The sequence below is a fragment of the Erwinia sp. PsM31 genome (assembly GCF_030433775.1).
Lineage (GTDB): Bacteria > Pseudomonadota > Gammaproteobacteria > Enterobacterales > Enterobacteriaceae > Erwinia > Erwinia aeris.
Genome location: NZ_JARUWZ010000045.1, coordinates 16,469 through 27,519, shown reverse-complemented (window position 1 = coordinate 27,519; position 11,051 = coordinate 16,469). Strand labels below are relative to the sequence as shown.

Sequence of the window (11,051 nt, the reverse complement as noted above, 5' to 3'; positions counted from 1 at the left end):
CTGAGCCGCTGGCTGTAAGCCGTTGTGCCGTCTCAGTGGTTGCGCATTATAGGGATCCGTTCGGATAGCACAACCCTTTTTTTGATCTTTCTTTTCGACCGCTGATTTTTCACGCTTATCGTTGTGATAACGGACAATTTGCACAAAAATAGCGCTGATTTTAGTGAAGTTATTGATCGTTATTAGCCTGGGATGCCAGGCTTCATGGATCCTTTTATAAATGAGAGGCAGTTATGTCCGGAAATTTACGTCCTTATAAAGATACGTATCCCCAATGCGGCGAACGCGTCATGGTCGATGCTTCAAGTGTGGTGGTTGGTGAGGTGCAGTTAAATGATGACGTCAGTATCTGGCCGTTGGTTGCCATCCGGGGGGATGTAAATCGCGTTGTTATCGGTAAACGCAGTAATATTCAGGATGGCAGCGTACTGCATGTTACCCACAGGTCTTCTGCTAACCCGGAAGGCTTTCCGCTGATGGTCGGGGAAGATGTTACGGTTGGCCATAAGGCCATGCTCCATGGTTGCAGCATTGGTAATCGTGTACTGGTTGGCATGGGCTCGATACTGCTGGATGGCGTAATAGTAGAAGACGACGTCATGATTGGTGCAGGTAGCCTGGTACCGCCGGGTAAACGGCTGGCCAGCGGCTTTCTTTATTTAGGCAGCCCGGTAAAACAGATTCGGCCGCTTACTGAAGCTGAAATCAGCGGCCTGCTTTATTCATCTAACAACTATGTGAAATGGAAAGATGACTATCTGGCTCAGGAAAGCCAGATCCAGCCCTGAGCGTCTTCCTTTTCCGCCTTGATCGCCGCTTCTGCTTCCTCCTCCAGATCCCAACGATGTTGGCGGAAGCTTTCTATTACTTCTTTATCTTTACCAAAGCGGCGGATCAGCGATTCGCCGTCAATGGCGCAAAGGATCTGAAAGCCGTTGACCAAAGCGGGAAAGCAGATGGCGTTCGCCGACTCATCCCACCATTCACGATCGGGAAACAGGATCGCCTGGTTCATCCCTGAAGTTCCGCCTGCAAAGTAGCAATCACGGGCGCGACATCAGGAAACACATCGTGCCATAAAAAGAATGACCAGGCCGCCTGCCCTACCAGCATTCCAAGCCCGTCCGCCCTATGCGTTGCGCCCCGCTCCCGGCACCAGTGCAGAAACGGCGTTGCGCCAGGCTGATAAAACATATCGTAGCAGCGGGTTTGCGGGCCGATTAGCGATGCCGGTATAGCCGGTATTTCTCCGCCAACGCCGCTGGAAGTGGCATTGATAATAAGATCAAACTGCCTTGCCTCCAGGCTGTCCATCGGTTCGGCAGTGATTTCGCCAGCCTGCCGAAAAAGCTCAGCTAATGTCTGCGCCTTCGCCAGCGTGCGGTTAGTAATAGTCAGATCACAGCGCAAAGACAGCAGAGGCAGGATCACACCGCGAGCAGCGCCGCCCGCGCCCACCAGCAGTACCCGGTCGCCAGGCTTGATCAACGACAGTCTTTCTAAATCGGTCAGCAGACCAATCCCATCGGTGTTGTCGCCCAGCAGCCGCCCGTCGTCCAGCTTCTTTATAGTATTGACCGCGCCCGCCAGCGAAGCCCGCTCGGTCAGTTCATCCACCAGCCGGTAAGCCTGCTCTTTAAAAGGCAGCGTCACGTTAGCGCCCGCGCCGCCCTGAGCAATAAAGTCCGCTACTGAACGATCGAATTCATCCACCGGCGCGCAAATACGACCGTAGGGATGAGGGATGCCGGTCTGCTCTGCAAAAAGCTGATGGATCCGTGGCGACTTGCTGTGATTAATCGGATTACCGAATACCGCAAAATTTCGCATTGTTTATCCCTGTCGAATCAGTTCGCCGGTTAAAGCATCGCGAATTTCAGAAGGATTGTTCCGTCCGCCTGTCTCAGACTGCAAAACGGGGAAATCTTTACCAAACTGCTGATGAACTTCCGCAGCGTGGCGGCAAGGCGGCAGGCCGGTAAGGTTGGCACTGGTGGACACCAGCGGCTTGCCGAAAGCCTCGCATAGCTGACGAACATCGGGATGGTCGCTGACCCGCACCGCCAGCGAATCAAACCGCCCTGTCAGCCAGCGAGGCGTAGTGTTGCGCGCCGGCACTACCCAGGTCACCGGGCCAGGCCAGAACGAGAACATCTTTTCTTTCTGTTCTGCCGTCAGCTGTGTTTCATCAAGGTAGGGCTGCAACTGTTGATAATCCGCCGCAATCAGGATTAATCCTTTTTCGACCGGACGCTGTTTTAACGCCAGTAGCGCCATGACGGCTGTTTCGCTGTCCGGGTTACATCCCAGACCAAATACCGCTTCGGTGGGATAAGCGATGACGGCATCCTGTCGTAAGTGCGCAAGGCAGGCATCCAGCGAGCCTGCCGGGTAGTTATTCTTCAATGCTGTTTCCTGCTGTAACGGGCTTGCCGCAGGCTTTGCTGGCACAAAAGCGCCTGACGCCGCGCGCGGTCTTTTTCTCAATTAATAGAGGGAAATGGCAAAACTCACACTCTCCCTCTACCGGTGTAAAATTAACGGCAAACTGGCAGTCCGGATAACGATCACAGGCATGAAACGTCTTGCCATAGCGTGAACGCCGCTGCACCAGCTTTCCCTTCTCGCACTGTGGGCAGGCAAGCGTAGTTTCGTCGGGCTTATCGATGAGTTCCGTATGCGTGCAGTCGGGATAGCGGCTACAGCCGATGAACATGCCGTAGCGTCCCTGACGTAAAGCCAGCTCCGCCTGGCAAACCGGGCAAAACTGGCCTTCAAGGATTTTAACAATATGGCCGTCGGCCTGGTTTTTAAGGGGGCGGATATAGTCGCATTCGGGATACGCTGAGCATCCCAGAAAAGCGCCGTGCTTTCCTGAACGAATGACCAGTTCCGCCCCGCACTGTGGGCAAGGCTCATTTTTTCGCACAGCGAAAAGCGCTGTTTTATTCATAGCATTTACGACACGAAGACGTTCTTCAGTGCACTATTCCTTCATTGACGTCAAAAAGAAGTTCTTCCATCTGTTGGTAGGCGTTTTCACATCCGGGGATGTTAAACAATACCATCAGCACCACCCATTTGAGATCTTCCAGATCGAACTCAAGCGTGTCCAGCGCCATAATACGCTCAATAACCATTTCCCGGGTTTCCAGATTCAGCACCTGAATTTGTTCCAGGAACAGAATGAATCCCCGGCAGTTGGCATCCAACCGCTGGCTCTCTTCTTCGGTATAAATCCTCATGGAAAGCGGATCGGCCGCCAGCAAAAAAGGCGCCGTCAGGCCATCCTGATAATCCGCCAGCTTTTCTAACCAGTTCAACGCATTATAAATATCTTCACGATGAAAACCGGCGTCGGTCAAATCGTCCGTCAATTTATCCTGATCGACGCGCATCTCTGCTTCGCTATGAATATACGTTTCAAATAAATACATCAGTACGTCGAACATGGCTTGCCCTCCTCAATCGGACATAGCCGCCGGGTACAGCTGCGATCCACCCTGCTAACTCCAGCTCAAGCAGCTTAGCTACGATAACTGGCACAGGCTGGCAGGCACGTTCAGCGACGACGTCAACAGGTGTAACCTCATCTCCTACGTTAGCCAACACCTCGGGAAATGGCAATGAACTATTGTCTTCCACAGCAGAATATATTGTTGAGTTTTTCGCCAGGGGTAACCATTTCAAATCGCTTTGTAACTGTTCAAGGATAGTATTGGGATGCGCGGTCAACAGCGCGCCCTGCTGAATAAGCCAGTGCGTGCCTTCACTACCGGGATTGCCGATCGCGCCAGGCAGCGCATAAACATCACGATTTTGCTCTAAAGCCAGCCTGGCGGTTACCAGCGAGCCGCTTTTCAGGGCCGCTTCCACCACCAGCACGCCCAGGCTCAAGCCGCTGATAATTCTGTTACGCCAGGGAAAATGCCAGGCGAACGGCGCAGCGGCAAGCGGGAATTCAGAAACCAGCGCGCCGCCCCCGGCAACAATCGCTTTCGCCAACGAAAGATGCTGGCGAGGATAGATTTTCATCAGCCCGCCCCCTAATACCGCCAGCGTTTTTCCCTTTACCTCTAATGCGGCCCTGTGGGCAACGCTATCGATGCCCAGCGCGAGCCCACTGGTAATGGTAATGCCGCTGAGCGCCAGCGTTTGTGTAAAGAAGGTTCCCCAGTTTCTGCCGTAGGCGGAGCAGCTGCGGCTGCCGATAACCGCTATCTGCGGCGTGGTCAGCAGCGCCGGATCGCCCTGAACAAAAAGGGCGGTGGGGAAATCGTGGATGTTTTTCAGTAAAGGAGGATACGCAGGGCTGTCGCAGGCAATAAAGTAGTGGTTATCCTGTTCCAGCCAGGCGAGCGTGCTGTTGATGACCGTCCGGTCATAAGCCAGAAAAGCCTCGGCTTGCTCAGCCCGCATGCCCGCTTCAAGAAGCGTATTTTTATCCAGCGCCGTCTTGCATTGCAGCCTGGCGACGATCGCTTCACGCTGTAGCGCGGACAATTGCTTTACGGCTGACAGACGCAGCCAAATCTCCGTTGCCGTCATCGGTGCCATCCCTGCCCTGGGCTTTGGTTAACGTAGCGGGAATGCTGTCAATCATGAGGCGAAATGTCTACAATAAGAGGGATAAATCTCTTATTCCTTGAACACAAATCTGGAAAGTTATGTCCGTTTTGCAGGTATTACATTATCCCGACGATCGTCTTCGCATCGTCGCTAAGCCCGTGGCGGAAGTAACCGCCGATATTCAGCGTATCGTTGATGATATGTTCGACACCATGTATGCCGAAGAAGGTATTGGCCTGGCGGCGACGCAGGTCGATATTCATCAGCGCATTATCGTTATCGACGTTTCAGAAAACCGCGACGAGCGTCTGGTGCTGATCAACCCGGAGCTGCTGGAAAAAAGCGGCGATACCGGTATTGAAGAAGGCTGCCTCTCTATTCCGGAACAGCGGGCACTGGTGCCGCGCGCCGAAAAAGTGAAAATCCGCGCGCTGGATCGTGAAGGCAAAAGCTATGAGCTGGAAGCGGACGGCCTGCTGGCTATCTGTATTCAGCACGAAATGGATCATCTGGTCGGCAAGCTGTTTATCGATTACCTGTCGCCGCTGAAGCGCGATCGTATTCGTAAAAAGCTGGAGAAACTCTATCGCCAGACAGCTCAGGACTGATGAACATCTGAAGAAGGGAACCCCGTGTCCGACTCTTTAAACATTATCTTTGCCGGCACGCCTGACTTTGCAGCGCGTCATCTTGATGCGCTGCTGTCGTCCAGCCACAAAGTAGTAGGCGTTTTTACCCAGCCCGACCGACCGGCGGGCCGCGGCAACAAGCTGACGGCCAGCCCGGTTAAACAGCTGGCTGAGCAGCATGGTATTCCCGTGTTTCAGCCAAAATCCCTGCGTCCCGAAGAAAACCAGCAGCTGGTTGCCGATCTGCATGCTGACGTTATGGTCGTGGTGGCTTATGGCCTGATCCTGCCGGCCGCCGTGCTGGCTATGCCGCGCCTGGGCTGTATTAACGTACACGGTTCGCTGCTGCCAAAATGGCGCGGCGCGGCGCCTATCCAGCGTTCGCTCTGGGCTGGCGATGCGAAAACCGGCGTGACCATCATGCAGATGGATGTAGGCCTGGATACCGGCGATATGCTGCACAAGCTGGCCTGCCCGATTGAAGCGGACGATACCAGCGCCAGCCTCTATCAGAAGCTGGCCGAACTTGGCCCACAGGGCATGCTGACCACGCTTGAGCAGCTTGCCAGCGGCAGCGCGCAGCCGGAAGTACAGGATGAAGCGCTGGTTAGCTATGCGGAAAAGCTCAGTAAAGAAGAAGCGAAGCTGGACTGGACGCTATCCGCCGCCCAGCTGGAACGCTGCATTCGCGCTTTTAATCCCTGGCCGGTCAGCTATTTCACTATTGACGACCAGCCGGTCAAAGTGTGGAAAGCCTCGGTATTGCCGCACGTGGCAAAACAGCCTGGCGAAATTGTGCAGGCGGACAAAAACGGCATCCAGATTGCGACTGCCGATGGCGTTCTCAATATCGAAGAGCTACAGCCTGCCGGTAAAAAAGCCATGAAGGCGCAGGACCTGCTGAACTCCCGCCGTGAATGGTTTAATCCTGGCAACATCCTTGCCTGACTCCTCGCCCGACTTCGTGTCGGGCGATATTTAAAGCGATCCTATGAAAAAAAATACCAATCTGCGCAGCGTGGCTGCCGAGACTATTGAGAAAGTAGTCGAGCGTGGCGAGTCATTAAGCACCGTGCTGCCTGTCGCGCAAAAATTGCTGGCGGAAAAAGACGCCGCGCTGCTACAGGAGCTTTGCTATGGCGTGTTGCGTACGCTGCCGCAGCTGGAGTGGGTTATCAGTCAGCTGATGGAGCGCCCGCTTACCGGAAAGCAACGCGCCCTTCATTTCCTGATTATGGTGGGTCTTTACCAGCTGATGTTTACCCGTATCCCTGCTCACGCTGCGCTGGCGGAGACGGTGGAAGGCGCGGTCGCACTCAAACGGCAGCAGTTGAAGGGGCTGATCAACGGCGTACTGCGCCAGTTCCAGCGCAAGCAGGAGGAACTGACGACGGCGATGGCCGAAGGCGATCAGCAGTACCTGCATCCAAAATGGCTGCTGGCAAGGCTCAGAAACGCCTGGCCCGAGCAGTGGCCGCAAATCGTGGACGCTAACAACCAGCGCCCGCCAATGTGGCTGCGCGTTAATCGACAGCATCACAGCCGTGAAGCGTGGCTGACGCTGCTGCAGGAAGCCGGTAAAAATGCCGAGCCGCATCCGGTGCACAAGGATGCTCTACGGCTTGAAGCTCCCTGCCCGGTCTCGCAGCTACCCGGATTCGATCTGGGCTGGGTAACGGTACAGGATGTCTCTGCCCAGGGCTGTGTCGCCTTGCTCGATCCGCAAAACGGCGAAACGATTCTGGATCTCTGCGCCGCGCCGGGCGGTAAAACCACGCATATTCTGGAAGCCGCGCCTGAAGCCAGCGTGCTGGCCGTAGATATCGATGCAAAGCGGCTGGCCAGGGTCAGCGAAAATTTGCAGCGGCTGAATATGACTGCCGAAGTGAAAGTCGGCGATGGGACAGCGCCTGAACAATGGTGCGGCGACAGGCAGTTCGATCGCATTTTATTGGATGCGCCATGCTCGGCAACCGGCGTTATTCGTCGTCATCCGGATATTAAATGGCTGCGTCGCGACCGCGATATTCCCGAACTGGCGGCTATTCAGCAGCAAATTCTGGATGCTGTCTGGCCACATCTGAAGCCCGGCGGCACTTTGCTCTATGCTACCTGTTCGGTTCTGCCGGAAGAAAACCATCTGCAGGTTGCGGCATTCTTAGCGCGTCATACTGATGCTACGCTGAGTGATACCGGTGACGAAAAGCAGCCCGGGATTCAGGTTTTTCCTGATGCTCAGGGCGGTGACGGGTTTTATTATGCGAAGCTGGTAAAAAAATAACGTAGCGGCCGGCACGTCCGGCCTAATCCATTTTCCTGAACAGACTGAAGCACAATGAAAATCATTATTCTTGGCGCCGGTCAGGTCGGCGGCACGCTTGCCGAAAACCTGGTAGGTGAAAACAACGATATTACCGTGGTGGATACGGATTCCGGTCGCCTGCGTCAGTTACAGGATAAATACGATTTACGCGTTGTGCAGGGCCACGGTTCCCATCCACGGGTGCTGCGTGAAGCGGGCGCGGAAGATGCCGATATGCTGGTAGCGGTAACCAGCTCGGACGAAACCAATATGGTTGCCTGTCAGGTAGCCTACTCTCTTTTTAATACGCCAAACCGTATCGCCCGTATCCGCGCGCCGGACTATCTGCGCGATGCCGAGCGGCTCTTTATCCCGGAAGCCGTGCCGATTGATCATTTGATCTCGCCAGAACAGCTGGTTATTGACAATATTTACCGGCTAATCGAATATCCGGGCGCGCTACAGGTGGTCAATTTCGCCGAAGGCAAGGTCAGCCTGGCGGTAGTAAAAGCCTATTATGGCGGGCCGCTGGTCGGTAATCCTCTGGCGATCATGCGTGAGCATATGCCGCACATTGATACGCGCGTCGCCGCTATCTTCCGTCAGGACCGCCCTATCCGTCCGCAGGGTTCAACGATTGTGGAAGCAGGCGACGAGGTCTTTTTTATCGCCGCAAGCCAGCATATCCGTGCCGTAATGAGCGAATACCAGCGTCTGGAAAAGCCCTATAAGCGCATTATGATTGTTGGCGGCGGTAATATTGGATCGGGTCTGGCACAGCGGCTGGAAAAAAATTACAGCGTAAAACTGATTGAACGTAATCAGCAGCGCGCCGCCGAGCTGGCCGAGCTGCTGCAAAACACCATCGTCTTTTACGGCGATGCGTCGGATCAGGAACTGCTGGCCGAAGAGCATATCGATCAGATCGATCTTTTTATTGCCATTACCAATGATGACGAAGCCAATATCATGTCGGCAATGCTGGCGAAGAAAATGGGCGCGAAGAAAGTGATGGTGCTGATCCAGCGAAAAGCCTACGTCGATCTGGTGCAGGGCAGCGTGATCGATATCGCCATCTCGCCGCAGCAGGCGACGATTTCTGCGCTGCTGGGCCACGTGCGTAAGGCCGATATTGTCGGCGTCTCCTCGCTGCGCCGTGGCGTGGCCGAAGCGATCGAGGCGATCGCGCATGGGGACGAAACCACCTCGCGCGTTGTCGGCAGATCGATTGACGATATCAAGCTGCCGCCGGGGACTATTATTGGCGCGGTTGTGCGCGGCGATGATGTAATGATCGCTAACGACAATCTGCGGATCGAACAAGGCGATCATGTGATCATGTTCCTGACCGACAAGAAATTTGTGCCAGACGTGGAAAGACTGTTCCAGCCCAGCCCGTTCTTTTTATAACGCTTCGCGCTGCCAGGGACTGGCGCCGTGTTACCCCTTAGCGCTGCTCTTTTCACCCGTCTTGTTTTTCTCCGCCGTTAACATGGCAAAAGCCGGTTCGTTTGTTAGACTTACTCACTGGCACAGGAAAGGAGATAACAATGAGTTTATTCAAAGAGTTTCGCGATTTCGCTATGCGCGGCAACGTTGTCGATCTGGCGGTCGGTGTAATTATTGGTGCCGCATTCGGTAAGATCGTTTCTTCTTTAGTGGCGAACATTATTATGCCGCCGCTGGGATTATTGATTGGTGGAATAGACTTTAAACAGTTTGGCTGGGTACTGAAACCTGCCGTCGGCGATGCGCCTGCGGTTGTGATGCAGTACGGTATCTTCCTACAGAACGTTTTTGATTTTATCATCGTGGCTTTCGCTATCTTCCTGGCTATTAAGCTGATGAACAAGCTGCACAAGAAGAAAGAAGTTGAAAAGCCTGCGCCTAAAATCAGCGCGGAAGAAACGCTGCTGACTGAAATCCGTGATTTGCTGAAGCAGAAAAACGGTCAGATCTGACAGCACCAGTAAAAAAAGAACCGCCTTCCAGGGCGGTTTTTTTTATGGCCTGAAAGCAGAAGGCCAGTGGTAAAGTCTGCTTTACCACTGGCCTCCCGGGCTACGTGCTTGTCCTTACGCCGATAGCTGCCTTTGCCTTTTTTATTCGCTTCGATACGCGTTTTGAACAGCGGATCGTGTAGTAAAGCCTCCAGCGCGTTATCGCGAATGGTGCCTTTCTTGTGCTGATATTTAGTCATATACCTTCCTTATGGTTGAATCGGCAATGAATATAGAACTCAAACGGCAAAAGATCAATCCGCCGTCGGGGCCAGCGCGCCTTTTTCTAACGCTTCCAGTATGGAGCAGTAAACGCTGCTGTGAGCCGTCCCGCAGCAGGCATCATTCAGCCTGGTCAGTGAACGCTGCATATGTTGCAGTTCAGCGATCATGCTTTCGACTTCCTGCAGTCTCGTTTGCACAATAGTTTTCGACTCCTGACAGGTATGGTGTTCAGGATCGATGCGGATTGAAAGCAGTTCACGAATGGCTTCCAGGCTAAAGCCCAGCTGTCTGCCATAACGAATAAACCGCAGCCGCTGAAGATCGTTCTGGCTATAGAGCCGGAAACCGCCTTCCGTGCGGATCTCATGATCCATCATTTGCTGCTTTTCATAATAGCGGATCGTATCGGGCGTTACGTCCGCCAGTTTCGCCAGCTGACCTATTTTATACATGCCTTTTCTCCAAAAAGCCGCTGCTGTAATTGCCCGCCATACTCGCTCCTGAGGAAGTCGGTACTCATCCCTGCCTGCCTGAGCTTGCTTTCTAAAAGCGCGAGGTGTTTAGCATGTTGAGCATAGCGCTCATCCGTGGGTTCAATACCGGCAAGCAGTTCGTTGAGCTCCACCGCTTCGCGACGCATTTCCAGCTCGGGCGGGAGAAAACCGGAATTCTTCATCAGGCGATACGCCGCGCGCAGTTCGGGCGGCACGTGACTGTCGTCATCCAGCGCCAGCTTTTTACCGCTGCCGGGCAGATTATCGAATTCACCCTTTTTTTGGGCTTCAGCAATGTGCTGTTCTACCAGCTGGTCAAATAACCACATTATGACCTCGTGGACGGGGGAAAGAACAAACAGGATAGCGCGTTGTAAAAGGGAGGGGAAATTTCAGATATAAAAAAACCGGGCATACGCCCGGTTTTTCCAGATTGCGGCAGATATTACTCTGCTGCTTCTGCTTGAGCTTCTGGACGATCAACCAGCTCGATGTAAGCCATCGGAGCGTTGTCACCAGCGCGGAAGCCACACTTCAGAATACGAGTGTATCCACCGGCACGGCTCGCGAAACGCGGGCCCAGCTCGTTAAACAGTTTTGCCACGATCTCGTTATCACGAGTGCGGGCGAATGCCAGACGACGATTAGCTACGCTGTCGGTCTTGGCAAGAGTAATCAGCGGCTCAACTACACGACGCAGCTCTTTCGCTTTTGGCAGGGTCGTCTTGATGATTTCATGACGAACCAAAGAGCCTGCCATGTTGCGGAACATAGCCTGGCGATGGCTGCTGTTGCGGTTCAGTTGACGACCACTCTTACGATGGCGCATGAC

General features: G+C 54.0%; 16 protein-coding genes. 6 read left to right on the top strand and 10 right to left on the bottom strand.

Going from position 1 to position 11,051, the window contains the following annotated elements:
• Window positions 1–233: 233 nt before the first annotated feature.
• Window positions 234–788 (top strand): gamma carbonic anhydrase family protein, encoded by a 555-nt coding sequence (locus QCD69_RS21740; RefSeq protein ID WP_301253475.1) that lies wholly within the window; start codon window positions 234–236, stop codon window positions 786–788.
• Here the strand turns inward: QCD69_RS21740 and QCD69_RS21735 are convergent.
• From QCD69_RS21735 to dprA, 6 genes are read right to left on the bottom strand one after another with little or no spacing between them, the layout of a single operon-like run.
• Window positions 764–1,015, bottom strand: a complete 252-nt coding sequence (locus QCD69_RS21735) for a DUF1488 domain-containing protein (RefSeq protein ID WP_301253474.1) — start codon at window positions 1,013–1,015, stop codon at window positions 764–766. The genes QCD69_RS21740 and QCD69_RS21735 overlap by 25 nt on opposite strands.
• Complete coding sequence (gene aroE, locus QCD69_RS21730; protein WP_301253473.1) at window positions 1,012–1,830, bottom strand: shikimate dehydrogenase; 819 nt, start codon at window positions 1,828–1,830, stop codon at window positions 1,012–1,014. Before aroE ends, QCD69_RS21735 begins: the two co-directional genes overlap by 4 nt.
• A gap of 3 nt (window positions 1,831–1,833) precedes the next feature.
• The gene (gene tsaC, locus QCD69_RS21725) at window positions 1,834–2,406 is read right to left on the bottom strand and encodes an L-threonylcarbamoyladenylate synthase type 1 TsaC (protein WP_369897003.1); all 573 of its coding nucleotides are present in this window, start codon (window positions 2,404–2,406) and stop codon (window positions 1,834–1,836) included.
• Window positions 2,396–2,953 (bottom strand): DNA topoisomerase family protein, encoded by a 558-nt coding sequence (locus QCD69_RS21720; RefSeq protein WP_253457762.1) that lies wholly within the window; start codon window positions 2,951–2,953, stop codon window positions 2,396–2,398. The genes tsaC and QCD69_RS21720 overlap by 11 nt, the downstream gene beginning before the upstream one ends.
• A gap of 25 nt (window positions 2,954–2,978) precedes the next feature.
• The gene (gene smg, locus QCD69_RS21715; RefSeq protein ID WP_125290971.1) at window positions 2,979–3,452 is read right to left on the bottom strand and encodes a DUF494 family protein Smg; all 474 of its coding nucleotides are present in this window, start codon (window positions 3,450–3,452) and stop codon (window positions 2,979–2,981) included.
• Window positions 3,424–4,548, bottom strand: coding sequence for a DNA-protecting protein DprA (dprA, locus tag QCD69_RS21710; RefSeq protein ID WP_301253472.1), 1,125 nt, complete (start codon window positions 4,546–4,548; stop codon window positions 3,424–3,426). Before dprA ends, smg begins: the two co-directional genes overlap by 29 nt.
• Before the next feature lie 119 nt (window positions 4,549–4,667).
• Here dprA and def point away from each other — a divergent pair, with 119 nt between their 5' ends.
• The 5 genes from def (at window position 4,668) to mscL (ending at window position 9,461) form a co-directional block, all read left to right on the top strand.
• Complete coding sequence (def, locus tag QCD69_RS21705) at window positions 4,668–5,177, top strand: peptide deformylase (protein WP_301253471.1); 510 nt, start codon at window positions 4,668–4,670, stop codon at window positions 5,175–5,177.
• 24 nt (window positions 5,178–5,201) lie between these two features.
• Window positions 5,202–6,146 (top strand): methionyl-tRNA formyltransferase, encoded by a 945-nt coding sequence (fmt, locus tag QCD69_RS21700; RefSeq protein WP_301253470.1) that lies wholly within the window; start codon window positions 5,202–5,204, stop codon window positions 6,144–6,146.
• A gap of 43 nt (window positions 6,147–6,189) precedes the next feature.
• Window positions 6,190–7,479, top strand: coding sequence for a 16S rRNA (cytosine(967)-C(5))-methyltransferase RsmB (gene rsmB / locus QCD69_RS21695; RefSeq protein ID WP_301253469.1), 1,290 nt, complete (start codon window positions 6,190–6,192; stop codon window positions 7,477–7,479).
• Between the two features lie 54 nt (window positions 7,480–7,533).
• Entirely contained in the window at window positions 7,534–8,910 is a 1,377-nt protein-coding gene (gene trkA / locus QCD69_RS21690) for a Trk system potassium transporter TrkA (RefSeq protein WP_301253468.1), read from the top strand.
• Window positions 8,911–9,050: 140 nt separating this feature from the next.
• The gene (gene mscL, locus QCD69_RS21685) at window positions 9,051–9,461 is read left to right on the top strand and encodes a large-conductance mechanosensitive channel protein MscL (RefSeq protein ID WP_125290976.1); all 411 of its coding nucleotides are present in this window, start codon (window positions 9,051–9,053) and stop codon (window positions 9,459–9,461) included.
• Here mscL and QCD69_RS21680 read toward each other — a convergent pair.
• The 4 genes from QCD69_RS21680 to rplQ all read right to left on the bottom strand — a co-directional run bounded on the left by QCD69_RS21680 (window position 9,452) and on the right by rplQ (window position 11,048).
• Entirely contained in the window at window positions 9,452–9,700 is a 249-nt protein-coding gene (locus tag QCD69_RS21680) for an alternative ribosome-rescue factor A (RefSeq protein ID WP_301253467.1), read from the bottom strand. The genes mscL and QCD69_RS21680 overlap by 10 nt on opposite strands.
• 54 nt (window positions 9,701–9,754) lie before the next feature.
• Window positions 9,755–10,177: a Zn(2+)-responsive transcriptional regulator gene (gene zntR / locus QCD69_RS21675; RefSeq protein WP_253457748.1), complete on the bottom strand. Its 423-nt coding sequence runs from the start codon at window positions 10,175–10,177 to the stop codon at window positions 9,755–9,757.
• Window positions 10,165–10,548 (bottom strand): DUF1992 domain-containing protein, encoded by a 384-nt coding sequence (locus tag QCD69_RS21670; protein WP_253457745.1) that lies wholly within the window; start codon window positions 10,546–10,548, stop codon window positions 10,165–10,167. The genes zntR and QCD69_RS21670 overlap by 13 nt, the downstream gene beginning before the upstream one ends.
• A gap of 116 nt (window positions 10,549–10,664) precedes the next feature.
• A complete protein-coding gene (rplQ, locus tag QCD69_RS21665; protein ID WP_120458461.1) occupies window positions 10,665–11,048 on the bottom strand; it encodes a 50S ribosomal protein L17 in 384 nt (127 codons plus the stop codon).
• Between the last annotated feature and the right edge of the window lie 3 nt (window positions 11,049–11,051).